Source organism: Amycolatopsis nivea (assembly GCF_004522235.1).
GTDB classification, from domain to species: domain Bacteria; phylum Actinomycetota; class Actinomycetes; order Mycobacteriales; family Pseudonocardiaceae; genus Amycolatopsis; species Amycolatopsis nivea.
On record NZ_SDLT01000009.1, the window covers coordinates 130,070 to 155,491 of the forward strand.

24 protein-coding genes are annotated in these 25,422 nt (G+C 68.5%); 16 read left to right on the forward strand and 8 right to left on the reverse strand.

Translation table 11 applies throughout. The features are described 5' to 3' along the window. Positions 1-4: 4 nt before the first annotated feature. The 4 genes from EIZ44_RS13435 to EIZ44_RS13450 form a co-directional block, all read right to left on the reverse strand. Positions 5-1,354: an ABC transporter permease gene (locus EIZ44_RS13435; RefSeq protein WP_134728844.1), complete on the reverse strand. Its 1,350-nt coding sequence runs from the start codon at positions 1,352-1,354 to the stop codon at positions 5-7. After that, positions 1,351-2,280, reverse strand: coding sequence for an ABC transporter ATP-binding protein (locus EIZ44_RS13440; protein ID WP_037817817.1), 930 nt, complete (start codon positions 2,278-2,280; stop codon positions 1,351-1,353). The genes EIZ44_RS13435 and EIZ44_RS13440 overlap by 4 nt, the downstream gene beginning before the upstream one ends. Positions 2,281-2,399: 119 nt before the next feature. Further along, on the reverse strand, positions 2,400-3,401 hold the full coding sequence (locus EIZ44_RS13445) for an MsnO8 family LLM class oxidoreductase (RefSeq protein WP_134728846.1): 1,002 nt from the start codon (positions 3,399-3,401) through the stop codon (positions 2,400-2,402). A gap of 28 nt (positions 3,402-3,429) precedes the next feature. After that, a complete protein-coding gene (locus tag EIZ44_RS13450) occupies positions 3,430-4,824 on the reverse strand; it encodes an APC family permease (protein ID WP_134728848.1) in 1,395 nt (464 codons plus the stop codon). Positions 4,825-4,988: 164 nt separating this feature from the next. On the opposite strand from EIZ44_RS13450, the gene EIZ44_RS13455 reads away from it, so the two are divergent. From EIZ44_RS13455 to EIZ44_RS13520, 14 genes are all read left to right on the forward strand, one after another. Further along, positions 4,989-5,600: a TetR/AcrR family transcriptional regulator gene (locus EIZ44_RS13455; protein ID WP_037817810.1), complete on the forward strand. Its 612-nt coding sequence runs from the start codon at positions 4,989-4,991 to the stop codon at positions 5,598-5,600. Further along, a complete protein-coding gene (locus tag EIZ44_RS13460) occupies positions 5,597-6,664 on the forward strand; it encodes a DmpA family aminopeptidase (protein WP_134728850.1) in 1,068 nt (355 codons plus the stop codon). Before EIZ44_RS13455 ends, EIZ44_RS13460 begins: the two co-directional genes overlap by 4 nt. A 613-nt stretch (positions 6,665-7,277) precedes the next feature. Further along, the gene (locus EIZ44_RS13465; protein ID WP_134728853.1) at positions 7,278-8,723 is read left to right on the forward strand and encodes a fumarylacetoacetate hydrolase family protein; all 1,446 of its coding nucleotides are present in this window, start codon (positions 7,278-7,280) and stop codon (positions 8,721-8,723) included. Then, on the forward strand, positions 8,711-9,385 hold the full coding sequence (locus EIZ44_RS13470; protein WP_167754113.1) for a GntR family transcriptional regulator: 675 nt from the start codon (positions 8,711-8,713) through the stop codon (positions 9,383-9,385). Before EIZ44_RS13465 ends, EIZ44_RS13470 begins: the two co-directional genes overlap by 13 nt. A gap of 15 nt (positions 9,386-9,400) precedes the next feature. After that, positions 9,401-10,345 (forward strand): 4-hydroxy-tetrahydrodipicolinate synthase, encoded by a 945-nt coding sequence (gene dapA, locus EIZ44_RS13475; protein WP_037817798.1) that lies wholly within the window; start codon positions 9,401-9,403, stop codon positions 10,343-10,345. A 2-nt stretch (positions 10,346-10,347) separates the two neighbouring features. Further along, the gene (gene hpaE, locus EIZ44_RS13480; RefSeq protein ID WP_134728855.1) at positions 10,348-11,856 is read left to right on the forward strand and encodes a 5-carboxymethyl-2-hydroxymuconate semialdehyde dehydrogenase; all 1,509 of its coding nucleotides are present in this window, start codon (positions 10,348-10,350) and stop codon (positions 11,854-11,856) included. Continuing rightward, the gene (gene hpaD, locus EIZ44_RS13485; protein WP_134728857.1) at positions 11,853-12,905 is read left to right on the forward strand and encodes a 3,4-dihydroxyphenylacetate 2,3-dioxygenase; all 1,053 of its coding nucleotides are present in this window, start codon (positions 11,853-11,855) and stop codon (positions 12,903-12,905) included. The genes hpaE and hpaD overlap by 4 nt, the downstream gene beginning before the upstream one ends. Positions 12,906-12,988: 83 nt before the next feature. Continuing rightward, the gene (locus EIZ44_RS13490) at positions 12,989-13,930 is read left to right on the forward strand and encodes an AraC-like ligand-binding domain-containing protein (RefSeq protein WP_107051170.1); all 942 of its coding nucleotides are present in this window, start codon (positions 12,989-12,991) and stop codon (positions 13,928-13,930) included. A gap of 154 nt (positions 13,931-14,084) precedes the next feature. Continuing rightward, positions 14,085-14,852, forward strand: a complete 768-nt coding sequence (locus tag EIZ44_RS13495) for a MoaF C-terminal domain-containing protein (RefSeq protein WP_205673135.1) — start codon at positions 14,085-14,087, stop codon at positions 14,850-14,852. Positions 14,853-14,863: 11 nt separating this feature from the next. Beyond that, a complete protein-coding gene (locus EIZ44_RS13500; protein WP_037817792.1) occupies positions 14,864-15,250 on the forward strand; it encodes a nuclear transport factor 2 family protein in 387 nt (128 codons plus the stop codon). 96 nt (positions 15,251-15,346) lie between these two features. Beyond that, positions 15,347-16,525, forward strand: coding sequence for an ABC transporter substrate-binding protein (locus tag EIZ44_RS13505; protein ID WP_238604664.1), 1,179 nt, complete (start codon positions 15,347-15,349; stop codon positions 16,523-16,525). Positions 16,526-16,555: 30 nt separating this feature from the next. Then, a complete protein-coding gene (locus tag EIZ44_RS13510) occupies positions 16,556-17,416 on the forward strand; it encodes a branched-chain amino acid ABC transporter permease (protein WP_037817791.1) in 861 nt (286 codons plus the stop codon). After that, on the forward strand, positions 17,403-19,121 hold the full coding sequence (locus EIZ44_RS13515; RefSeq protein WP_134728861.1) for a branched-chain amino acid ABC transporter ATP-binding protein/permease: 1,719 nt from the start codon (positions 17,403-17,405) through the stop codon (positions 19,119-19,121). Before EIZ44_RS13510 ends, EIZ44_RS13515 begins: the two co-directional genes overlap by 14 nt. After that, positions 19,118-19,813 (forward strand): ABC transporter ATP-binding protein, encoded by a 696-nt coding sequence (locus EIZ44_RS13520; protein WP_134728863.1) that lies wholly within the window; start codon positions 19,118-19,120, stop codon positions 19,811-19,813. Before EIZ44_RS13515 ends, EIZ44_RS13520 begins: the two co-directional genes overlap by 4 nt. 46 nt (positions 19,814-19,859) lie before the next feature. Here EIZ44_RS13520 and EIZ44_RS13525 read toward each other — a convergent pair whose 3' ends face one another. Together EIZ44_RS13525 and EIZ44_RS13530 are read right to left on the reverse strand one after the other, a co-directional pair. Further along, positions 19,860-20,192, reverse strand: a complete 333-nt coding sequence (locus EIZ44_RS13525) for a nuclear transport factor 2 family protein (RefSeq protein ID WP_134728865.1) — start codon at positions 20,190-20,192, stop codon at positions 19,860-19,862. A gap of 23 nt (positions 20,193-20,215) precedes the next feature. Then, the gene (locus tag EIZ44_RS13530) at positions 20,216-20,971 is read right to left on the reverse strand and encodes an SDR family oxidoreductase (protein ID WP_037817784.1); all 756 of its coding nucleotides are present in this window, start codon (positions 20,969-20,971) and stop codon (positions 20,216-20,218) included. A gap of 70 nt (positions 20,972-21,041) precedes the next feature. On the opposite strand from EIZ44_RS13530, the gene EIZ44_RS13535 reads away from it, so the two are divergent. Next, positions 21,042-21,728, forward strand: coding sequence for a TetR/AcrR family transcriptional regulator (locus tag EIZ44_RS13535; RefSeq protein ID WP_037817783.1), 687 nt, complete (start codon positions 21,042-21,044; stop codon positions 21,726-21,728). Between the two features lie 140 nt (positions 21,729-21,868). On the opposite strand, the gene EIZ44_RS13540 is transcribed toward EIZ44_RS13535, so the two are convergent. Continuing rightward, complete coding sequence (locus EIZ44_RS13540) at positions 21,869-22,672, reverse strand: SDR family NAD(P)-dependent oxidoreductase (protein ID WP_134728867.1); 804 nt, start codon at positions 22,670-22,672, stop codon at positions 21,869-21,871. 15 nt (positions 22,673-22,687) lie between these two features. Next, positions 22,688-23,404, reverse strand: a complete 717-nt coding sequence (locus EIZ44_RS13545; RefSeq protein ID WP_134728869.1) for an SDR family NAD(P)-dependent oxidoreductase — start codon at positions 23,402-23,404, stop codon at positions 22,688-22,690. A gap of 142 nt (positions 23,405-23,546) precedes the next feature. On the opposite strand from EIZ44_RS13545, the gene EIZ44_RS13550 reads away from it, so the two are divergent. Further along, positions 23,547-25,418 carry a primary-amine oxidase gene (locus tag EIZ44_RS13550; RefSeq protein ID WP_134728871.1) on the forward strand — a complete coding sequence of 624 codons (1,872 nt, stop codon included), beginning with the start codon at positions 23,547-23,549 and terminating at the stop codon, positions 25,416-25,418. The last annotated feature ends 4 nt before the right edge of the window (positions 25,419-25,422 follow it).

Genomic DNA, 25,422 nt, shown 5'->3' on the forward strand with positions numbered 1-25,422 from the left:
GTCCTCATCCCTTCGTGGAGGAGAGCAGCTCGACGTTGCCGTCGAACTGCCACAGCGGGTTCGGCTGGTCCCCCTGCGGGGTCCGCACCTGGAAGTAGCCGTTCACTTCCTTCGGTCCGTCGCCGTCGGCGACGTACCGCCCGTCCGAGGTGACATCGAGCTGGTAGATCGCCTGCCCGGTCGCTGAGATACCAGGGAGATGCCAGGAGACGACGCAGCGCCAGTCGTTGCCGGGACCTTCGGCCTCGACGAGGCCGCCGCCCTTGGTGCATTCCGTGCTCGCGGCGAGCTGCTCCTCCGTGACGTCCGGACGGTGCAGCTGCGCGGCCTGGATCCGGTAGAGATGCGCGAACTCGGTGGACAGCGACTGCTGCAGTTTTGCCTGGTCGATGCCCGAACCCGACGCCGGCGTCGCGACCGCGACGACTGCCACCGTGACGCCGATCAGCCCGGCCAGCGGCAGCAAGCCCGCGGTTAGTACGCGACGACCCGCACCGTCGTATGTCAGATCGGTGAAGTCGCGTCTCACGAACAGCGCGTAGGCCAGCGCAGTCGAGACCGCTGCCCAGACCAGGCTCACTCCGACGCCGATCAGCAGCGGCCCGAGCTGTACCGGGTCGGCGAAGAGGCCGTTCCACGAGATGAACGCGTACGTCGGCAGCGCAAGCCGCACGACGACCGGTAGCGGCAGCAGCTGCGCCACCGCCATCACGAGCGCGACCACCGCGGGCAGCAGCAGGCCCATCGGCGACCGTCCTAATGCGACAGAGCCGAGCAGGCCGATCCCTGCCAGGGCGAGGGTTGGGGCGAGCACGCAGATCCAGGCGAGCACGACCTTCACCGCCGCGTCGCCCGAGGACAGCAGGTGTCCGTCGAGTCCGGTGAGCGGCTGCCCGCCGACCGCGACGAGACCGCCGACCGCGCTGGACACCGCCAAACCGAGGACCAGCAACAGGATCACGGTGAGGCTGGCGAGTGCTTTCGAGACGAAAATCCGCCGGTACGACCGCATCGCCACCAGCAGGTGCCGCCAGGTGCCGAGCCGGTCTTCGGCGGCGAAGACGTCCCCGGCGACCAGGGAGGTCAGCAGCGGAAGCGCGTAGCTGCCGGCGAATCCGAGCAGGACGAGCGGACCGGCCCAGCCGGTGGCGTTCATCAGGCGGCCGAACAGGGTGTCCACCGGCAGGTCGCTTTGCTGGCTGACCGCGGCGACGAACACCGCGGGCGCGAGCCAGCAGGCGAGCAGCAGCACGCGGATCCGCCACTGCGACAACAGCTTCACCAGTTCGAACCGGTAACCGCGGCCCAGTCCGACCGAGGCTTGCTGCTCGACAGGTGCGTCGAGGACGGTCATCGCTTCTCCCCCTGCTCCGTCAACTCCAGGAACGCGGCCTCCAGCGGCGAGACGACCGGAGCCAGTTCCCGTACGCCGATGCCCTTGCCGACGACGCGCGCGACCAGGTCGTCCAGCGCGGGCACCAGGCCACGCACCACTAGGACGTCGGCCTGTCCGCGCGGGGTCTGAGCGTCGTCGATCCGCAGGCCGGGCACGTTCTCGGCGATCTCGCGCGCGGCCTTCTGGTCCGACGTGACCAGGCGGTAGGCCAGTTCGCGGTCCTCAGCGGACAGTTTCGCCAGCGGGCCGGTGAAAACGACGCGGCCGGCGGACAGGATGGTGACTTCCGAGCAGAGCGCTTCGAGGTCGTCCATCCGGTGGCTCGACAGCACCACCGCGGTGCCCTCGTCGGCGAGCCGGGCGAGCACGCCGTGCACGTGTTTCTTGCCTGCCGGGTCGAGGCCGTTGGCGGGCTCGTCGAGGATCAGCAGCCGCGGTTTGGTCAGCAGCGCGGCGGCGAGGCCGAGGCGCTGGCGCATGCCGAGGGAGAAGCCGCGCGCCCGGTCGTCGGCGACGTCAGTGAGCCCGACCTGCGCGAGGAGGTCGTCGAGGTCGACGGTCTGGCCGCGCAGCGAGGCCAGCGCGGCGAGGTTCTGCCGCGCGGTGAGCGACGGGTACAGCCCCGGCCCGTCCACGAACCCCGAGATGCCGTCCGGGGTGGCGAGCGCGCGGCCGACCGGGCGGCCGAGGATCTCGAGTTCGCCTTCGTCCGCGACCGCGAGTCCGAGCAGCAGGCCGAGCAGCGTGGTCTTGCCCGCGCCGTTCGGGCCGACGAGCCCGTGGATCTCGCCGTGCGCGACGTCGAGATCGACACCGTCGAGCGCGAGCACGTCGCCGAAACACTTGGTGATCGCGCGGGCTCGCACCGCGTCGCTGGTTCCCATGAATCCCCACTTTCCGAAGCCGTGAGGAACTTAGGCACGACAAGTGACAGGCGAACCCGCGCCAGGTTGAACGTTGGGGAAACCCCGGGCGGCCCAGCCGATTAACCGGACAAAAAGGATCAAACTTGCGCGGACAGCGCGTCCGAGATCTCCCGGACCAGGACATAGGACCGTTTCCGCTCCGCGTGGTCGTGGATCGGGGTGGTGATCATCAGCTCGTCCGCACCGCTGTCGGCGATGACTGTGCGCAACGAATTCCGCAGTGCCGCCGGGGCTCCGGCCAGCACCGGACCGGGGCCGATCGCCGGGTCGACCACCGCGTCTTCCGGCCGGGGCAACAAGATCCGCTCGCCGCGCGAACGGCTCAATGCTTTAGCCCGAATGGACCTGGCGAGCCATTCCGCGTGCTCCTCGGTCGCGGCGGCGACCACCGCGACGCTGACCACAATGGACGGTTCGGCGGTGCGGCCGGGGCGGAAGTTCTCGCGATAGCTTCGCGTCGCGGCAGCAGCTTCAGCGGGACGGAGATGGTAGGCGAACGCGTACGGCAGGCCTAGTTCGGCGGCAAGGTGAGCGCTTGCCGTGCTTGAGCCGAGCAGCCAGACGTCCGGCACGTTGCCTTGTGCGGGAGTGGCGCGCAGCGGCTGCTCGGCGTCGGCGAAATACTCCAGCAATTCCCTGACGCGGCCGGGAAAGCTTTTCGCCGGGCCGGGATTCAGCGCGTCCGCCACCCGTTGCGGGCCGCCGAGCGCGCGGCCGAGTCCGAGGTCGATCCGGCCGGGGTGGAACGCGGCGAGCGTGCCGAACTGTTCGGCGACGACGAGCGGCGGGTGGTTGAGCAGCAGAACGCCGCCCGCGCCGACGCGGATCCTCTTCGTGGCATCCGCGATGCGGGCCGCTGCCACGGCAGGCGCGGCGCTCGCGACTCCACGCATGCTGTGGTGTTCGGGCAACCAGTAGCGGTGATATCCCAACTCGTCGGCCAGTTCGGCCAGGTCGAGCGTGCGCCGCAGCGCCTCGCGCGCGGTCGACCCCGCGACGATCGGCGATGTGTCCAGCACTGAAACCCGCGCCCGGGCATCATCCCGGACCCGATGCGGGACGACAACCGGACCGTCCACGGTCTCAAGTGGACGGTCCAGCCGCGGCTTACGAGGTCTCCCGCACCGGCGCGGCCGCGTCCTCTTCTTCCTCCACCGCTTCGCTCAACTGCCAGCCGCCGCGGCGGCGCAACACCACGAGGTAGTACCCCAAGGCCAGCAACGCGATCGCCGCGGTGACGATGAGACTCGGCCGTCCGATCACCGGGTCAGTCGCGTTCACGTACAGCACGAACGCCAGCGCGACCAGCGCGACCACCGGCGCGATCGGGAATCCGGGCATCCGGTACTTCGCCCCCGCCGTCGCACCGGAGCGACGGCCCAGGATGGCGCCGAGGCACAGCGCCGCGTACACGACGACGATCGACGTGCTGGTCACGACGGTCAGGATCTGCGGGTCCACAAAGCACAGTGCGGCGGCGATGAAACCGGTCGCCAGCGTCGCGACCCACGGAGTGCCGAACTTCGGGTGCACCGCGGCGAGCGCGCGGTTCATCGCCTTCGGCCACGCGCGGTCGCGGCCGCTGCTGAACACCAGCCGGGAGCTGATCAGCACGATCGCGAGGACGGCGTTGATGATGGCGAGCGCGACCGCGAGGCTCAGCACGGTGTCGAGCGTGCTGCCGCCGCGGGACTGCACGAAGTACGACAACATGTTGGGAGAGCTGAACAACGTGCCGAGATCCGGTGCGCCCATCAGCACCGCGGTGACCGGGATCAGCTCGGCCAGCACGGTGACCCCGAGTCCCATGAGGACAGCCCGCGCCACCCCGCGGCCGGCGTCCTTGGTTTCCTCTCCGAAGTAGACAGCCGAGCCGTAGCCGTTGTAGGCGAAGATCGCGATCGCCGTCGCGATCATCACCGCGCTGATCGTCGCCGGGCCGCCGCCGGGGGCGACCGGATGCGCGAGCAGGTCGGTGAACGGACGGGCCGGCTTGACCAGCCCGAGCACCGCGACCACGGCCAGCGCGAGCAGCTCCACCGCGAGGAAAACGCCGGTGACCCAGGCGTTCAGCTTGATGTCGAACACCGCCACGACGGCGGCGAGCACGCAGGTCACCGACGCCACGACCGCGGGCGAGACGCCGGGCAGCACCACGCTCAGGTAGGTGCCGACGCCGAGCGCGATCACCGCGACGATCAGCACCTGCGTCACGATCATGATGCCCAGCACCATGAATCCGGGCAGTTTGCCCAGCGTGCGGGCGGCGATCGTGTACTCGCCGCCCGCGCTCGGGAAGGCCGAGCCCAGTTCGGCGTACACGAAGGCCATGAACACGCCGACCACGGCGGCGGCGAGGAAGGCGTAGAAGGCGCCCGATCCGGCGCCGGTGAGGACGCCCGGTGCGATGACGAACACCGAGGACGCCGGGCTGATCGCGGAAAGCGTGATCAGCAGCATGCCGAGGGTGCGCAACCCGCGGCGCAAGACGGGGGTGGACAACGCTGGCCTCCATCAAGTCGTTGCTCAAGTACGTTGTTTGAATGGAACTCAAATAACCAGCCGGGCGTTCAGCTAAGGCCCTCACGCGCGCTACGTCAAGGCTTCGCCGGTCTCGATCCGGATCGGGGGTTGCGTTTTTCGAGATTTGTTCAAAGAATCAAGGCATGGCAAGACCGAGCAAGGCCCCCGAGCGGCGGGCGGAACTGGTGGCCGCGGCGCGGCACACGGTCGTCGAACGCGGCGTGCTGAACCTGAAGCTGCGCGACGTCGCGGACCACGCCGGCATGTCGCCGGGTTCCCTGTTGTACTACTACCCTTCCCTGAGCGACCTGCTCGAAGACGTGCAGCAGGAGGCCGTCGAACGCTTCTGTGTAGCGCGCGAAGCCGCCGTCGCCGCCGAGGCCGACCCGCGCGCCCGGCTGCGCGCGATGATCGGCAGCGGACTGCCCAACGGCAAGAACGACGAACTGTGCGTGCTGCTGTACGAACTGGGCACCATCGCCCGCCGCGAACCGGCCTACGCCGCGCGGCACATCGCCCTGTACGAACGCCAGGTGCGCGGTTACGTCGGCATCCTGGAAGCCGGTGCCGCGACCGGGATTTTCGACCTGACCGACGACCCGGTCACCATCGCCCGCAACCTCGTCACCCTCGAAGACGGCTACGGCCTGCACCTGACCCAAGCCGTCCCGCCGCTCGACCGATCCGTCGCCGAGACCGCGGTCTTGTCCTATGCCCGCGTTTCGACCCGATGCTCCCTGGAGGACCCCGCATGACCCGCGCCCGCGACCTAGGACTGGCCCTCGGCGGCAAGCCCGGCCCGCACAACGCGATCACTGACATCCCAGGCGTCGAGGTCGGATACACCACCCTGGTGGAAGGAGATTCGGTGCGGACCGGGGTCACCGCGATCCTCCCGCGCGGCCGCTCCCAGTTCGATGTGCCGTGCTCCGCGGGCACCTTTTCGTTGAACGGCAACGGAGAAATGACCGGCCGCGCCTGGCTGGCCGAGACGGGTTCGCTGACGCTGCCGGTGCTGATCACCAGCACTCACTCCGTCGGGCAGTGTCACCGGGGAACGATCGACTGGGTAGTCCGCGAACGCCCGGACGCCGCGGCGGAGTGGCTGCTGCCGGTGGTCGCGGAGACGTGGGACGGGTACCTCAACGACGTCAACGCCCCGACCATCCGGACCGACCACGCAGTCGCGGCAATCGACGCGGCCACCACCGGCCCCATCGCGGAGGGTTCAGTCGGCGGTGGCACCGGCATGACCTGCTACGGCTTCAAGGGCGGAACCGGCACTTCGTCACGGGTTGTCGCGCATGGGTCGGACAGCTACACCGTCGGGGCCCTGGTGCAGGCGAACTTCGGCAGCCGCCCGGAACTCACCGTGGCCGGTTCGCATCTGGGCGCGGAACTCGCTGACGACAACCCCATGGCCGACACCAGCTGGCTAGCTCCTGCCGGTGCCGGTTCGGTGATCGTGGTGATCGGGACCGATGCCCCTCTGTTGCCCGGACAGTGCACCGCGCTCGCCCGTCGCGTGCCTTTGGGGCTGGCCCGCACCGGAACCACCGGGTCGCACTTCTCGGGCGATCTGTTCCTGGCGTTCAGCACAGCCAACGCGGGCGCTCTGACCAGCCATTTCCCCCGGCCGGGCGACGAACCTTACGAGAGCATGCGGTTCGTGCCGTGGGGTGCGATCGACCCGTTCTTCGAGGCGGTGGTGCAGGCGGTGGAGGAGGCGGTGTTGAACGCGCTGGTGGCGAACGAGGAGATGACCGGGCATCGGGGGCACCGGGTTCCGGCGCTTCCCTTGGCGAGGTGGGGGGCTTAGAGCAGGCGCGGCGGGCTCGCCTGGGCGCTTGGCTGGGTACGCGCCGCGTCCGGGCGAGCCGGGGCTTTCGTGTCGGGGAACCGTCCGCCGTCGAGGAAGCCTCGTGAGCGTCTGTCACGGTTCTCACCGGGGCGGGCGCTCACGAGGCCGACGCATAAGTCGCCGCGACGGACGCAAGGCTCGGATCAGAACGGCGAGGTCTCGTAGCCCTTTGGTATCTCCGGTCTTGTGCACGATGTACGCGGCGAGACCGAGCACTGCGACGAAGGCAGCCAGCGTGCACAGGGGGATGACCAGCAACAGCAAGGCAACTCCGCAACGGTGTACACCGACCCCGGTGCCGGTGTGCTGCTTCGAGTTGTCTGCGGTTGTCATGATTCACGGTTGGCCAGTAACCGGAACCGTGTAGGCCGGGCGCTACTCGGCGGCTGACAGGAAGTCAGCCTGCGCTGGTTGGTAGGCAGCGCTTCCGGTCTTCCCAAAAAGGGACCGTGAATCACGAGTCACCTTAGTCCTGCTTCCAAGCGAACGCACCCCTTGCCCCAACCGGCCAGGATCGTATATCTTTTGAGATATCTTCCTCTCCCGACGACATCCGGGCAGGTCAACCCCCATGAGTCCCGTATCGAGCACCACCCCGCCGGAGCGGCCGGGCAAGGTCATTGCGCTTCATCTGAACTACCCGTCCCGCGCGAAGCAACGCGGCAGGACCCCCGCGAAACCCTCCTACTTCGTCAAACCCGTCACCTCCATCAGCGCCTCCGGCACCCCGATCGAGCGCCCCGCGGGTACCGAACTCCTTGCCTTCGAGGGCGAGATCGCCTTGATCATCGGCAAGCAGGCCCGCCGCGTCAGCCCGGATGAGGGCTGGGACTGCGTCGAGAGCGTCACCGCCGCCAACGACTTTGGCGTATACGATCTGCGGCACGCCGACGGCGGGTCCAACCTCCGTTCCAAGGGCGGCGACGGGTTCACCCCGCTCGGTCCGGCGACCATCCCGGCCGCGGAGGTCGACCCCAAAAATCTTCGCGTCCGCACCTGGGTCAACGGCGAGCTCGTCCAGGACGACACCACCGAGGACCTCATTTTCGACTTCGGCACCCTCGTCGCCGACCTCTCCCAGCTCAGCACGCTCGAACCCGGCGACGTCATCCTTACCGGGACTCCGGCGGGGTCGTCCGTGGTGCAGCCGGGCGACACGGTCGAGGTCGAGGTCAGCCACGGCGACCTCACCACCGGGCGGCTGGTCACGCCGGTCGTGGAGGGCACCACGCCGCTGCCGGAGTTCAGTGCTCAGCCCAAAATCGACGACAACCAGCGCGAACAGGCTTACGGCGACCGGGAATCCGCAGGGCTCCCGGCGGAATTCGTGCTCACCGAAGAACTTAAGACCAAGCTCACCAGCGTAGGCACGGCAACGCTTTCCGCCCAGCTGCGCAAAAACGGCTACAACCACGTCTCCATCGACGGCCTCGGCTCCACCCGCCCGGACACGAAACTCATCGGCCGCGCGAGGACGCTTCGTTACGTCCCCTTCCGTGAGGACCTCTTCAAATCCCACGGCGGCGGCTTCAACGCCCAGAAACGCGCTATCGATTCCCTCAACCCCGGCGACGTCCTGGTGATGGAAGCCCGCGGCGAAAAGGGAACCGGCACGATCGGCGACATCCTCGCGCTGCGTGCCCAGGTCCGCGGCGCGGCGGGCATCGTCACCGACGGCGGCGTTCGTGACCTGGCGGCGGTGGCAGCGCTGGACATTCCGACTTACCACTCCGGCCCGCATCCGGCCGTGCTCGGTCGCCGTCACGTTCCGTGGGACGTCGACATCACCATCGCGTGCGGTGGCGCGACAGTTCAGCCGGGTGACGTGATTGTCGGCGATTCCGACGGCGTCCTGGTGATTCCGCCGCATCTGGTGGAGAAAATCGCGGACGCGGCGATCGAGCAGGAGCGCCAGGAAACGTTCATCGCGGAGCAGGTCGCGAACGGCGAAAGCGTCGACGGCCTCTACCCGATGAACGAGCACTGGAAGGCCAGGTACGCCCAGTGGCGCCCGTAGCAGGCGAGAGCAAATCCCAGCGCGCGTACCGCTGGATCAAGGACCGGATCGCGGACCGGACCTTCGGTCCCGGCTATCGCCTGGTGCTGGGGCAGATCGCCAAGGAACTGGACGTCAGCGTCGTCCCGGTGCGCGAGGCGATCCGGCTGCTCGAAGCCGAAGGGCTGGTCACGTTCGAGCGGAACGTCGGCGCGCAGGTGGTGATGGTCGACGAGACCGCCTACGAGCACACCATGCAAACGCTTGCGTTGGTGGAAGGTTTCGCCACTTCGCTGTCCGCGCCGAAACTGTCCACTCAGGACATCGAACGGGCGCGCGCGGTCAACGAGCAGATGCGCCTGTCGCTGGAAAACTTCGAACCGCACCGGTTCACCGAGCTGAACCAAGAGTTCCACTCTGTCCTCTTCGAACCGTGCCCGAACCCGCACGTGCTCGACCTCGTGCACCGCGGCTGGCACCGGCTGGCGTCGCTGCGCGATTCGACGTTCAGCTTCGTCCCGGGCCGCGCGCACGAATCGGTCAAGGAACACGAACAACTGCTGGTGCTGATCGAGCAGAACGCCGACCCGCTGGAACTCGAACTGGCCGCGCGCCGGCACCGCACCGCCACCCTCGACGCCTACCTCGACCGGCGGGCCGCCCCGCCCGCCGAAGCTCCCTAGGAAGGACCCCACCCCATGAGGTTCCGCAGTACCCCGAACGCCATCACCGGCTCGATCGCGCCGCTGATGACCCCGTTCACCGCCGACGGCGCCGTCGACCACGACAGCCTGGCCAACCTGGTGAACTGGCAGCTCGCGTCCGGTTCGCACGGCGTCTCGATCGGCGGTTCCACCGGCGAGCCCGGCGCGATGACGCTGGCCGAGCGCGCGGAGACGATCCGCACGGTCGCCAAGGCGGTGGACGACAAGGTGCCGTTCATGCCCGGCACCGGTTCGGCGAAGCTCGACGAGACGCTGGAACTGACCTCCGAAGCACGCGACGCGGGCATCGACGCCGCGCTGATCATCACCCCGTACTACGCGCGGCCCACCCAGGAAGCGCTCTACCGCTGGTACGCCACGGTCGCGAAGGAATTCCCGGACCTGCCGATCGTCGCCTACAACGTGCCGAGCCGGACGTCGGTCGACCTCGCGCCGGAGACAGTCGCGCGGCTGTTCCGCGATTTCGACAACTTCGTCGGGATCAAGGAGACCACCAAGGACTTCGAGCACTTCTCCCGCGTACTTCACTTGTGCGGCAAGGAATTGCTCGTCTGGTCGGGCATCGAACTGCTGTGCCTTCCGCTGCTTTCCCTCGGCGGCACCGGCTTCGTCAGCGCCACCGCGAACATCGCCCCGGCCGCCAGCGCCGAGATGTACCGCGCGTGGACCGAGGGCGACTTCGACCGCGCCCGCGAGATCCACTACGGCCTGCACCCGCTGGTCGACCTGCTGTTCGTCGAGACCAACCCGGCGCCGGGCAAGTGGGTGCTGGAGCAGCGCGGCCTGATCAAGTCGGGCTTCGTGCGCCCGCCGCTGATCACCCCGACCGAACCGGGCATCGCCCGGATCACCGAACTGATGCGCCAGGGCGAGCAGTACCTCTCGCCCGTCGACGGCTTCACCGTGGAAGGAAAGTGACCATGACCGCGCACTACGTTCCGGAGAACCTGCCGGAGCACATCCGCCACTACATCGGCGGAGCGCCGGCCGACAGCGTCTCGGGCGAGACCTTCGAGGTGCTCGACCCGGTCACGAACAAGCCGTACATGACGGCTTCGGCGGGCAAGGCCGAGGACATCGACCTCGCCGTCGCCGCGGCGAAGGAGGCGTTCGACCACGGGCCGTGGCCGAAGATGCCGCCGCGTCAGCGCGCCCGGATCCTCAACAAGATCGCCGATCTCGTGGAGAGCCGCGACAAGCAGCTGGCCGAGCTGGAAACCTTCGACACCGGCCTGCCGATCAAGCAGGCGCTCGGCCAGGCGCAGCGCGCGGCGGAGAACTTCCGGTTCTTCGCCGACCTGATCGTCGCGCAGGCCGACGACACCTACAAGGTCCCCGGCAAGCAGGTCAACTACGTCAACCGCAAGCCGGTCGGCGTCGCCGGGCTGATCACGCCGTGGAACACGCCGTTCATGCTGGAGAGCTGGAAGCTCGCGCCGGCGCTGGCGTCCGGCTGCACCGTGGTGCTCAAGCCCGCCGAGTTCACACCGCTGTCGGCGAGCCTGTGGGCGGACATCTTCCGCGAGGCCGGCGTGCCGGACGGGGTGTTCAACCTCGTCAACGGCCTCGGCGAGGAAGCGGGCGACGCGCTGGTCAAGCACCCCGACGTACGGCTGATCTCGTTCACCGGCGAAACCACCACCGGCGAAACGATCTTCCGCAACTGCGCGCCCGGCCTCAAGGGCATGTCGATGGAGCTGGGCGGCAAGTCCCCGGCGGTCGTGTTCGCCGACGCGGACTTCGAAGCCGCGCTGGACTCCACGCTGTTCGGCGTCTTCTCGCTCAACGGCGAACGCTGCACGGCGGGCAGCCGGATCCTGGTCGAGCGCCCGATTTACGAGGAGTTCTGCGCCCGGTACGCCGAACGCGCCCGCAACATCGTCGTCGGCGACCCGCACGACCCGGCCACCGAGGTCGGTGCCTTGGTGCACCCGGAGCACTTCGACAAGGTGATGAGCTACATCGAAATCGGCAAGACGGAAGGGAAACTGCTCGCTGGCGGCGGCCGTCCGGAGGGCCTCGACACCGGGAACTACGTGGCCCCGACGGTGTTCGCCGACGTGAAGCCGGACGCGCGAATCTTCCAGGAAGAAATCTTCGGCCCGGTCGTGGCGATCACGCCGTTCGACACCGACGAGGAAGCGCTCGAGCTGGCGAACAACGTCAAGTACGGCCTGGCCGCCTACGTCTGGACCGCCGACCTGACGCGCGCGCACAACTTCTCGCAGAGCATCGACGCCGGCATGGTCTGGCTGAACTCGCACAACGTGCGCGACCTGCGCACGCCGTTCGGCGGGGTCAAGGCGTCCGGCCTCGGCCACGAAGGCGGCTACCGCTCGATCGACTTCTACACCGAACAGCAGGCCGTGCACATCACGCTCGGCGACGTGCACACGGCGCGCTTCGGGGCCGGGAAGGACAAGGCATGACCACGACCCCGCCGGACGTCATCCGCTGCGCCTACGCGGAATTGATCGTCAGCGACCTGAAGGCGTCGCGAGAGTTCTATGTGGACGTTCTCGGCCTCGTCGTGACATACGAGGACGACCAGGCGATATACCTGCGCGCGTTCGAGGAATACCTGCACCACTCGCTGATCCTGCGCAAGGGCGCGGAACCGGCGCTGGCCGTGCTCGCGTATCGCGTGCGCGGCGAGGGCGAGCTCGACGTCGCCGAGGCGTACTACCGGGAACTCGGCGTCGAGGTGCGCCGCGTCCCGGCGGGAACCACGCGCGGCATCGGCGAAGCGGTGCGCGTGCTGGACCCGCTCGGCTTCCCGATCGAGTTCTTCTACGAGGCCGAACACGTCGAGCGCTTCACCCAGCGCTACGACGTGCACGGCCCGGGCGCGCTGTCGCGGCTGGACCACTTCAACGTGAACACGCCGGACGTTCCCGCCGCGCGGAAGTACTACGAGGGCCTCGGCTTCCGGGTGTCGGAGGACATCGTGGACGACGAGGGCACCGTGTACGCGGCGTGGATGTTCCGCAAACCGACCGTGCACGACGTCGCGCTCACCGGCGGCGCGGGCCCTCGCCTGCACCACATCGCGTTCGCGACGCACGAGCGGCATCAGATCCTGCACATCTGCGACCACCTCGGCGCGGTGCGGAAATCGGACCAGATCGAGCGCGGTCCCGGCAGGCACGGCGTGTCGAACGCGTTCTATTTGTACGTGCGTGACCCGGACGGGCACCGGATCGAGATCTACACCCACGACTATTACACCGGCGACCCGGACAACCCGGTGATCAGCTGGGACGTGCACGACAACCAGCGCCGCGACTGGTGGGGCAATCCGGTGGTGCCGAGCTGGTACACCGAGGCCTCGCGGGTGCTCGACCTGGACGGGAAGCTCCAGCCGGTCGAGGAACGCACCGAGACGAAGGAAATGGACGTCACCATCGGCGCGGACGGGTTCTCCTACACCCGCGCCGACGGGGCCGACCAGGGTTTCAAACTGGGCGAACAGGTCTAAGGTGCGTCCCGTCCGGGGAAGGGGCGCCAGGTCCCTTCCCCGGGCACGCAGCGGTACCGGCACTTCGACGGAGAGGTGACATGATGACGGCTATCTTGCAGACGCCGACCACGGTCGCGCAGGACTTCACGGAGTTCCGGTCCGCTGTCCTGCGATCGTTCGTGCCGCTGCAGGTGAGCACCGAGCACCGCGACCGGTTCCACGGCAGGCTCCGCACGCACGAGGCGGGCGAGATCGCGCTCACCGAGATCACCGCGTCGCCGCACGCGGTCGAGCGGACGCCGGAACTCATCGCCCGCGCCGACCGCCCGTGCTACAAGCTGAGCGTCATGCTGGCCGGCACCGGCATCCTCACTCAGGACGGCCGCGAAGCCGTGCTGCGGCCCGGCGACGTCGCGCTGTACGACACGAACCGGCCGTACTCTCTCGTGTTCGAAGAGAATTTCCGGACGCTGGTGCTGATGTTCCCGCAGCAGCAGGTTGACCTGCCACGTGATCTGGTTGGTCAGCTCACCGCGGTGCGGATGTCCGGACGCGAGGGCGTCGGCAACGTCGTGGTGCCGTTCCTGGCGCAGCTGGGCGGGAATCTGGACGTGCTGACGAGCCCGGTGGGCGTGCGGTTGGCCCACAACGCGGTCGATCTGCTGACCACGATGCTGGCCACGGAACTTGACCTGGACCGCACGGCGGCGGACCCGCACCATGACCTGATGCGGCGGATCCGCAGTTACATCGACGCGAATCTTTCGCGGTCTGATCTCGGTCCGGCGCAGATCGCCGCGGAGCATTACATCTCGACGCGGCATCTGCACGGGTTGTTCCAGGAGCAGGGGACGACCGTCGCTGGGTGGATCCGGCAGCGGCGGTTGGAGCATTGCCGCCGGGATCTGCGGGATCCGTTGCTGGCGGCACGTCCGGTGGCGGCAATCGCGGCGCGGTGGGGATTTGTCGACGCGGCGCACTTTTCGCGGGTGTTCCGGGCGGCCTTCGCACAGTCGCCGAGCGAGCTCCGCGCCCGCGGCTGACCCGGCTCCCACACCATCCACGGCGCTCCCGATCACCGGGGGCGCCGTTGCCGTTTCGCCTCGAAGCCGCTGGTATTGACCGCGAGCGTCCGGCAGTTGCCCGCCAGCGCACGAACGTTCGCTCCCGGGCCGGGGCGCGGCGAGCATGATGGGCATGTCCGACCCTTCCCCTGACGAATGGCGCACCTACGACGAGTTCGCCGCCGGGATCGACACCTACCGGCTGCCCAACGCGGACCTCACCGGGCAGGAGCTCACCGTCACGCTCGATGACGGCGCGAAGCTCGAGCTGCGGTTCCTCGACGGCGAACGGCTCACGCTCAACGGCGTCGAGGACCCGTACGACGCGGTCGCCGTGCGTCCTGACGTCTTCTTCGTGAATCTGCCGCTGACGAGCGTCGAAGGCGAGGCCCTCACGATCGTCTACTCGACGACCACGCACCGCGCGATGACCATCCGGTCGGTGATCGGCGACGAGGACATCGAAGGCACGCCGCGGGTTTCGCAGACCTTCCACGCCGGCACTACCGACGGCGGCGAGCCGACGGGGGACGTGCCCGGGCCGTCGCGGGACCTCATCGGCAAGCGCAACGTCTACCGCTACAGCCCGAACCACCTGTACGAGCACGTTTACCTTTCCTCCGAACGCTACTGCTGGCAGTGCGTCGAGGGCGTGCAGCGCGGGCACGGCGACGTGGACATGTCGACCGTCTGGAAGTTCGCCGACGGCCTGTACCTGTTCTGCTTCCGCGAGTTCCGGATCGCGGTGGCGAGCGTGTGGCTGCACGACCTCGGCTACGACCTGCGCACCACCGGCGTTTTCCTCGGCATCACCGGCGACGGCCGGTCCGAGCACTCCCGCGCGGGCGGGCACATCTACCCGCTCGGCTCGATCAGCTACCCCGACGTCCAGCCCGTTTAAGGAGTTTCCCTGTGTCCAATTTGGACGTGATCACCGCGCACTACGAGGCGAGCGACCGCGGCGACCTCGACGGCATGCTCGCGCCGATCGGCCCCGAGACCACCTGGACCGAGGCCGCCGGATTCCCTTACGCGGGCACCTACACCGGGCCGGACGAGGTGCGGCGCAACGTCTTTGAGGCAATCGCCCGCGACTGGGACGGCTACCAGTTCTCCCTGTCCGCGCTGCTGGACGCCGGTGATTCGATCGTCGGGCTCGGCACGTACACCGGCACGAACCGCAAGTCCGGCAAGGCTTTCACCGCGCGCGTGGCGCACGTGTGGAAGTTCGACGGCGACAAGGTCGCGAGCTTCGAGCAGATCGTCGATTCCGCCCCGGTCGCCGCGGCGACCGACTGAGCCTGCCGCGCCACGGCGGTGCCGGTCCTTCCCCCGGCACCGCCCCCGTTCTCTCTCCCCTCCCCCTCTGGTCACTGTGGACCGGAAAGCCGAGCCATGATGAGAAAGTTCCTGCCCGCGCTCGCGTCGGCCGTGCTCGTCACGCTGGTCGCGGCGGGCTGCGCGGGCACCGCCGATCCGAACGGACCGATCGTGGTCGGCTCGGTCAACGCGCTGAGCGGTCCCGCCACCTTCCCGGAATCCTCCCAGGCCGCCAAGGCCGTCTTCGACGCGGCGAACGCGGCGGGCGGCGTGCACGGGCGCAAGATCGAATACCACGCCATCGACGACAAGGGCGACCCCGCCGCCGCGGCGGCCGCGGCCCGCGAAATCGTGGGCGGCGACCAGGCGGTGGCGCTGGTCGGTTCGTCGAGCCTCATCGAATGCCAGATCAACGCCAAGTACTACCAGCAGGAAAGAGTCCTCTCCATCTCCGGCATCGGCGTCGACCCGTCGTGCTTCACCAGCCCGAACATCGGGCCGGCCAACGTCGGGCCGTTCCACGACATGACGCTGACCCTGCTGTACGGCTCCGAAGTGCTGCACCTGGAAGACATGTGCGCACTGCTGGAAATCGCCGGGAACACGTTGCCATACTACCGCGCGGCCATTGACGAATGGTCGAAAATCACCGGCAAGAAACTGAAGTACGTCGACGCGACCGTGCCGTACAACGGTTCCGACTACACGCCTTACATCGTGAAGGCGCGTGCCGCCGGGTGCAAAGCGGTGACGGTGAACCCGGTGGAGCCCGACTCGATCGGCCAGCTGAAAGCCGCGCAGGCACAAGGTTGGAAAGACGTGACCTGGCTGCTGCTCACGAGTGTCTACAGTGAACAGTACGCGAAAGCGGTTTCCGACGCGGGCAAGGGCGTCTACGTGCCCGCCGAGTTCTACCCGTTCACCGATCCGTCGAGCCCGCGCACCAAGGAGTGGCGGGATCTCATGACTCGCAACAACATTCCGCTGACCTCGTTCAGCCAGGGCGGCTATCTCGCGGCGAAGTACTTCCTGAAGGTGCTGGAAGGCATGCCGGGCGACATCACGCGGGAATCGGTGACGAAGGCGCTGCGCGAAATGAAGCCGATCTCCGATCCGATGGTCGGCACGCCGTACGTGTTCGGCCCCGGGCAGACGCACCACGACAACATCGCGGGCTGGCCGGTGAAGCTCGCGACGGGCACGAACCGGTGGGAGATCGCCGGTACCGACTGGCTGCGGATTCCGCGGCGCTGACCCGATCCGCTCTGGAAAGAGGAGACTGCAATGGTGCAGGGAGCGCTGGCCGGGCTCGCCGCCGGCGGGCTTTACGCGGTGCTGGCGGTGTGCCTGACGCTGATGTCGCGGCTGGTCCGGGTCGTCAACTTCGCGCAGGCGGCGACCGGCATGTTCGGCAGTTACGTCGGGGTGGCGCTGTCCGTCCACGGCGGACTGCCGGAGTGGCTGGCGGTGGTGCTCGGCGTGCTGCTGGGCGGAGTGCTGAGCGTGCTGATCGGCTGGGTCGTCTCGACGTGGCTCGCCGAAGCAGGCACCGGCACCCGCTCGGCGGTCACTGTCGCGGTGCTGCTGCTGTTGATCTCGTTGTCGTTCATCCTGTTCGGCAACAAACCGCAGCCGTTCCAGGCGTTGCTGGCCGGCCCGGCGTTCACCGTCGGCGGGGTGGTGATCAGCCAGGTGACGGTCGTGACCGTCGTGCTGGCGGTGGTGATCGCCTTCGCCGCGCGGCTGATCCTGACAAAGACGCCCGTTGGTATCTCACTGCGTGCTTTGTCGGAACGCCCGACGACAGCTGAGCTGTTAGGTATCCCCGCGAAACGTCTCAGTGCCGCCGTGTGGGGCGCCACCGGGCTGATCAGCACGGTCATCATCGTGATCGTCGCGCCGTCCCAATCGAACGATGCCACCTCGCTGTCCATGCTGGTCGTGCCCGCGGCCGCGGCGGCCCTGCTCGGCGGGTTCCGCAGGCTGGACCTCGCCGTCGTCGGCGGACTCGTTCTCGGCATGCTGCAGGGCGCGCTCGCGCAGGTCGACCAGCTTTCGGTAGTGCGGAATTTCGTCCCGTTCCTGGCCATCGTCGGCCTGCTCGTGTGGTCTCAGCGCAAGGAGGTGTGGGATGCAGCTCGCTGACCGGGGCGCAGTGTCCCGCTTCGGAACCCCACTGGTCGTCGCGGTGGTCGCGGTGCTGGTCGGAATCGGCCTGACCGTCGGTCTCAACGGCTACTTCGCCTACCTCGGCGTCAGCGTCGTCGTAGCCGCGATCGCCTTGCTCGGCTTAGGTGTCGTCACCGGCAGCGCCGGAATGATTTCCTTGTGCCAGCTGACCTTCGGCGCGATCGGCGCGTGGGTCGTCTCCGCGTTGAACAAAGCCGGTGCCCCCGGCGGCTTCTTCTTCTGGCTGCTGCTGGGCGGTCTCGCCGCCGGTGTCGTCGGTGTCCTCATCGGACTCCCGGCGCTGCGCCTGCGCGGGATCAACCTGGCGGTGGTGACGCTCGGCCTGGCCGCGGCCGCCGACGTCACCCTGGTGGAAATCCAGTTCCCCGGCACCACGGACGGCGTCTCGGTGGACCGTCCGTCCTTTGTGGCCGACGACAACGCGTACTTCCTCATGTGCATCATCGTCCTGATCGTCTGCGCCTTGCTCGTGCACTTCCTCCGGCGCGGTCCGTGGGGCAGCAGCTGGGCCGCGGTGGCGTTCTCCGAGCGCGGTACCGCGGCGGCAGGCGCCAGCGTTCGTACGGCCAAGCTGTCGGCCTTCGCGGTCAGCGCCACTCTGGGCGGTATCAGCGGCGGCCTGCTGACCGCACAGGTCGGGTTCGCGTTCCCGACCAGCTTCGCCCCGCTGCAATCGCTGGCGTTGTACGTGCTGGCAATCATGTCCGGTGCGCACCTGATTGATATGGCAGTGTTCGGTGCTGTCCTCTGGGTTGCCGTACCAGAGCTGTTGAAGCGGTGGGGAGTCCCGCAAGACTGGGGTTACGTGATCTTTGGTCTCCTGGGCATCCAGGCACTGGCCGGACGCGGCAACCTCGGCACCGCGATCCGCGAGCTGTGGCGGCGTCGATCGAGGGCCAGCGCTGGGGTTCAGATCACTGCGCTGGGCGAAGAACCTCCGCGGCTGCCGCCCGGCGAGCCGGTACTGGTGGTCCGGGGCCTGAGTGTCACCTTCGGACAAGTGAAGGCACTGTCCGGAGTGGACTTGGCCGTACCGAAGGGCGGAGTCCTAGGCGTCATCGGCCCGAACGGCGCGGGAAAGTCCACTTTGGTCGACGCCATCAGCGGCTTCCTGCCGCAAGCGGAAGGAACCGTCGAACTGGCCGACCGTCCGCTCACCGGCAATCCGACGCAACGAGCCCGCTCCGGCCTGCGCCGAACCTTCCAACAAGACCGAGTCCCCGCGGGCCTGACCATCGAGGCATACGTCCGCTTCGTCGCCCGCCGACGCCCGGATGCCGCCGAAGTCGCTGCCGCGCTGGAGTTCTTCGGCTGCCCGCCGGCCGCGACGCCGCTGGACCGGGTCGACGTGGGCGCGCGCCGGCTGGTCGAAGTCGTCGGCCACCTCATGGCCAAGCCCCAGGTGCTGCTCCTCGACGAACCGGCGGCGGGTCTCCCGCACGAGGAACACGTCGCGTTCGGCGAACGCCTGCGGCAGGTCCCGGCCCGGTTCGGCGTCTCGGTGCTGATCATCGAACACGACCTAGACCTGGTCCGGTCGGTCTGCGACACGCTGACCGTGCTCGACTTCGGCGAGGTGCTGGCGAGCGGCCCGCAGGCGGAAGTGCTGGCGGATCCGGCGGTTCTGAAAGCCTACCTTGGCGAAACGGAGATGCTGTGAGCACGCTGCGAATCGAGAACCTGACCGTCGCGCGCGGCGCGGGCCCAGTCATCGCCGACGTCGGAATGACACTGGAACCGGGCAAGATCACCGCGTTGGTCGGCCCCAACGGAGCGGGCAAGACCAGCCTGCTGGAAGCCCTGTCCGGCGTGATCCCGGCGGCGTCCGGGGCTATCCACATTGGACACACTGAGGTCACGAAACACTCGCGGGTAGCCAGAGCGCGGCTCGGACTGGCGCACGTGGAACAAGGACGCGCGGTGTTCGCCAGCCTGACCGTCCTGGAAAACCTGCGCCTGACCGCCAAAACCCCGGCCGGCGTGGAAGAAGTCCTCGCCCTGTTCCCGGAATTGGAGAAACGCAAGAACTCGCCCGCCGCGCTGCTGTCCGGCGGCGAGCAGCAGATGGTGGTACTGGGCCGGGCCTTCGCCGCGAAACCGAAGTTCCTGCTCATCGACGAGATGTCGCTCGGCCTGGCCCCGGCCGTCTTCACCCGGCTTCTCCCGGCGGTCACCGAATTCGCCAACGCGGGCGCGGCGATCCTCCTGGTGGAACAGTTCACCCACCTGGCGCTGAAAGTCGCGCAGGAAGCCGTGGTCGTTTCGTCCGGCAGGGTCACCTACGCCGGGGAGTCGCAGCCCCTGCTGGACCAGCCGGACACACTGCACCAGGCGTATCTGGGCACCAACTGACCCGGGGCGTGGGCGTTCCGCGGTGGGACGCCCACGCCCCGGCCGGTCAGCCTTCCCGGATGGTCATCTTGGCGATCCGGTCGCCCTCGACGGCGAAGACGAACTTCGACCGTCCGTTGGCGTGATTGCTGCGCCAATCCCCGACGACGGTGACGGCGCCGTCGCCGCAGACCGTGACCTCCTCCGGGGTCAGGACGCCGCGCGAGCCGATGAACTCGACGTCGCTCCACCCCTTGATCTCGGCGCGTCCGGCGAACGACCGGCCCCAGTCGTCCACGACGCCCTTTTCGGTGAACGCGTCCAGGAACGCGGCCTCGTCGTGCCGGTTCACCGCGTCGACGAACGACGCCACCGGTTCCGGAATCTCCACTTCGGACATGGCGTTTCCCTTGCTGTCGTTGCTCAGCGGGTGGTGTAGCCGCCGTTGGCGAAGATAGTCTGCCCGGTGATCCACCAGCCGGACGTCGCGAGGAACGACACGATCGGGGCGATGTCCTCGATCTTCGTCAGCTGCCCGCCCATCGCCTGCGACTTGTGGAATTCCACCCGTTCCGGGGTTTCCTGGCCGTAGAAGAACGGCGTGTCCATCGGGCCGGGCCCGACCGCGGTGACCGAGATCCCGCGCGGGGCGAATTCCTTGGCCGCGGCGCGGGTGAAGTGCTCGACCGGGCTCTTGCCGCCCGCGTAGGTCGAGTACCCGTCGGTGAACGCCGCGAGCAGGCTGGTCACGATCGTGATGATCTTGCCGCCGTCCGCGACGTTCTTGCCCGCTTCCTTGATGAAGAAGTAGGCCGCCTTCGAGTTGATGTCGAACATCGAGTCGTACTCGTCCTCGGTGGTCTCGGTGATCGGCTTGCGCAGCACCTTGCCCACCGTGTTCACCGCGACGTCGATCTTCCCGAGCGCGGCCTCCGCGTCGGCGAACAGCTTCTCCACGTTCGCCGGGACGGTGAGGTCGCCGGTGAGCACGACGCCCTTGCCGCCCGCCGCCTCGACCGCGGCGAGCGTCTCCTCCGCCTGCGGCCGGGTCGACTCGGAGTTGTAGTGGATCGCCACGTTCGCGCCGGCCTCGGCGGCCTGCCTGCTGATGAGCCCGCCCAGGTTCTTCGCCCCGGCGGCGACCAGGACGTTCTTGCCCTTGAGGGTGTGGTCGGTCATGAGGACCCCTCCATCTCTTTATCGCTGATATGTATCACTGTAGCAGTGCAATAGCAGCTACCATAGCGGTGTGACACAGATTGCGAACGCGGATACACGGACCCGGCTCCTGGACGCCGCCGCCGAACAGGTCGCCGCGACGCCGGGCGAGGACATCTCGCTGCGCGCGATCTGTGCCCAAGCCGGGGTGAAAATGCCGACGCTGTACCACTTCTTCGGCAGCAAACAGGGCCTGCTGGACGCGGTCGTCGAGCGCGGCTTCGACCTGTACCTCGCGGAGAAGGGCGCGCACGAGCCGTCCGGCGACCCGATCCAGGACCTGCGCGACGGCTGGGACGCCCACGTCGCGTTCGGAATCGCGAACCCCGGCTTCTACACGCTCATGTACGGCCAGGTGCACCCCGGCCACGCCCCCGAAGCGCAAGAACGCCCCAGCGCGATGCTGCGCGCCCTGACCAAGGCGGCGGCCGACCAGGGCCGCCTGACGGTCCCGCCGGACCAGGCGGCCGCGCACATCCTGGTGGCGAACATCGGCGTCACGCTGCGGCAGATCATCCTCGCCGAGGAAGACCGCCCGCTGTCCGTGGCGGTGCGGGAAGGCGCGATCGCCGCGATCACCGGCACCTCGGCGGCCGGGGACCGGTCCGCCGAAATCCACCGCGTGCTGGAGCACGCCGCGGCGAACCCGGAGATTCTGGGCGCGACGGAAACCCAGCTGCTCACGAAATGGCTGCGGACCCTGGCGGAATCAAGCTGACCCGGCCGTCGCGAACGGATGCGGCGTTGCCTGCGCTGAGGTACGTGAGGGGAACCCTGAGGGAATCTGATTCCGTCAGGGTTCCCCTCACGTACCTCAGTCGGGCAGCACGTCAGCGGTGCCGCCCAACCCCAGCGGCTCTACGACCCCATCCCGGCGCGCTCAAAGGCCAAGGTGGGCAAGTCGACCGCGTGCGCCCCGCCGTCCGCGACCAGCACGGCCCCGGTGATGTACGAGGACTCCGACGAGCCCAGGAACCGCACGATGGAAGCGATTTCCTCCGGTTCGGCCGGACGCCGCAGCGGCACCTCGGCGGTCACCCGCCGGTACCCCTCGTCGTGCCCGCCGTCGAACCCGGCCGCCTCGGCGAACTGTTCCATCTCCCCGTCCGCCATCGGCGTCCGCACCCAGCCCGGGCACACCGCGTTGGCCCGCACGCCGCGCGGCCCGTAATCCCGGGCGATAGACCGGGTCAGCCCGATCAGCGCGTGCTTCGCCACCGTGTACCCGGCGACATTGGGCCCGGCGAACAACCCGGCCAGCGAAGAAACGATGACGACCTGCCCGCCGCTCTTCACGAGAGAGGGCAACGCAGCGCGGCAAAACACGAACGCACTGGACAAATTGGACCGAAGCGCGATCTCCCATTCCTCGTCGCCGGTGTCCACCACCGAAGAAAGCCCGTGCCCGCCGGCATTGGCCACGATCACGTCCAGCCGCCCGAACTTTTCGACGATTTCCGCGACCGCCGCCTCCGCGTCCTCCCGGACGCTGGCGTCGCCGGCGATCACGTGCGCGCCAGTCTCCGCAGCGACCTTCTCCAGCGGCTCGCGCCGCCGGCCCAGAACCACGACCTGTGCGCCTTCGCCGGCGTACCGCCGAGCAACCGCAGCCCCAATGCCCGTCCCTCCGCCGGTAATCGCCACGACCCGCGTGTCTGCCATCGTCATTTCTCCCTTTCAAGCAGGAAACCCAGACCGAGCCGAATAGCCGAAGTCGGCGAGCAAGGCCTGTCCGTTCACCGTCCGCGCCCGCGCGGAAGCCAGATACACCACCTGCTGGGCGACCTCCCCGGCCGCCTGGACCGGGAATCCCGGTTCGTCCAGCAGGTCTCCCAAATCCCCTCGCGCCATCGGCGTGTCCACCACCGACGGGCACACGCAGTTGACCCGGACGCCGCCGAACTCGACCGACAACGCGCGCGTCAACGACACCACCGCGCCCTTCGACGCGCAGTAGGGCACCATCCCCGGCGCGCACACGAAGGCCGAATCGCTGGCCAGGAAGACGATCGAGCTCCCGTCCCCCAGCCACGGCCGAGCGTGCTTCGCGACCAGGAACTGGCCCAGCACGTTCACCGCCATCACCGAGGTGAAGTCCGCCGCGCTGGTCTCGGAAAGCGGCCGTCCGACCGGCCCTGATATCCCAGCGCAGCCGACTACCACGTCAATCCCGCCGAACGACTCCGCCACGAGCCGCACGCCCGCGGCCACCTGGTCCTCGTCGGTGATGTCCGCCCGCGCCGCGACGACGTCCCCCGGCAGCGACGGCGGCCGGACCCGGTCGAGGATCCCGACCCGCGCGCCCTCGTCCAGGAACGCCCGCGCGCAGGCCAGCCCGATCCCGGACGCGGCTCCGGTGATCAGCACGGCCTTGCCGTCGAGGTCGAGTCGCATCCGGCAATCCTGCAGCAACGGCGCCCGCGGGGATTGGCAACGAGTGCATCCTTGTTGTCAGCGACCGCACGACCCCCGGGTCCCGGCTACCGCTGTCCCCGGGGCACCGCGAACACTGCGGCGAGGAGCGCGAAGGGACACCATGAGCAACGCACACCCGCACCCCCTTGACCCGCTGACCGCCGACGAGCTCGCCGCAGGCCGGGCCGTGCTGGAGGCACAGGGGCTGATCACCGAGACGACGCGGTTTCCGCAGGTCCTCCCGGTGGAGCCGGACAAGGCCGCCGTGCTGGCCGGCGCCCCGGCCGACCGCCGGATCCAGTTCACCCTGCTCGACACCGCGACCGGCGAATCGGCCGACGCGGTCGTGTCGGTGACCGCCGGGGCGCTGGTCAGCCACGAGAAGTGCGGCGAGGGCCAGCCCCCGTATCTCTTCGAGGAATACGACCTGGCCGAGGCCGTCACGAAGGCCTCGCCGGAATGGCGCGCGGCCATGGCGCGCCGCGGCCTCGGCGACCGCATCGAGCACGCGTTCTGCGCGCCGCTCGCCCCTGGCTATTTCGGCCGCGAGGACGAGACCGGCCGGGTCATCCGTTCGCTCACCTTCCTGCGCGAGGACGACACCGACAGCCCGTGGGCGCATCCGGTCGAGGGCCTGGTCGCGCACCTCAACCTGACCGAACAGCGCGTCCTGCGGGTCGAGGACGAGGGCGACACCCCGGTCCCGGAGGACTCCGGCCGGTACGGGCACCACCCCGCGCGCACGACGCTCAAGCCGATCGAGATCACCCAGCCGGAAGGCCCGAGCTTCCAGGTCGACGGCTCGCTGGTGACGTGGGAGGGCTGGCAGCTGCGCGTCGGGTTCAACGCGCGCGAGGGATTGACCCTGCACCAGCTGACCTTCCAGGACCGCTCGGTGCTGTACCGCGCGTCGGTGCCTGAGATGGTTGTTCCTTACGGTGATACGTCAATCGGCCGGTTCTGGATCAGCTACTTCGACGCCGGCGAATACCTGCTCGGCAAGAACGGCAACAGCCTGCGCCTCGGCTGCGACTGCCTCGGCGTGATCCACTACTTCGACGCCTTCCTCGCCGACGACCACGGCCAGCCGGTGCGCGTGCCGAACGCGATCTGCATGCACGAGGAGGACTACGGGATCCTGTGGAAGCACACCGATCTGGACGGCAAGGCCGAGGTCCGCCGTTCGCGCCGGCTGGTGATCTCGTCGATCTCCACCATCGGCAATTACGACTACGGCTTCTTTTGGTATCTCTACCTCGACGGCACCATCGAATGCGAAGCCAAGGCGACCGGGATCGTCTTCTCCGGCGCGGGCGAGCCTGGGTCCACGAGTCCGCACGCGTCCGAGATCGCGCCCGGCCTGTTCGCGCCGGTGCACCAGCACCTGTTCTGCGCACGGCTCGACTTCGCCGTCGACGGTCAGCGCAACTCGGTGTACGAAGTGGACGCTGTCGGCATTCCGGTCGGCGAAAAGAACCCGTATGGCAACGCCTTCACCTGGAAGGCCACCGAACTGCGCACCGAACAGGAAGCGAAGCGGCACGCGAACCCGGCGACCGCGCGGGTGTGGGAAGTCCGCAGCACCGAGCACACCAACCGGCTCGGCGCGCCGACCGCGTACCAGCTCGTGCCGCGGCCGTCGGCAACCCTGATGGCACAACCGGAATCGACGGTGTACCAGCGCGCGACGTTCGCCACGAACCACCTGTGGGTCACGCCCTACGCGCCTGACGAACGCTTCCCGGCGGGCGATCGGCCCAACGCGCACCCGGGCGGAGCCGGTCTGCCCGCGTGGACGGCGGCCGACCGCTCCGTCAGCGACACCGACGTCGTGCTGTGGCACGTCTTCGGCCCCACGCACATCCCGCGTCCGGAGGACTGGCCGGTCATGCCGGTCGACTACTCCGGATTCATGGTGCGCCCCTACGGGTTCTGCGACCGGAACCCGGCACTCGACCTGCCCTCGGCCGCCCACGGCCACTGCGAACACTGAGGAA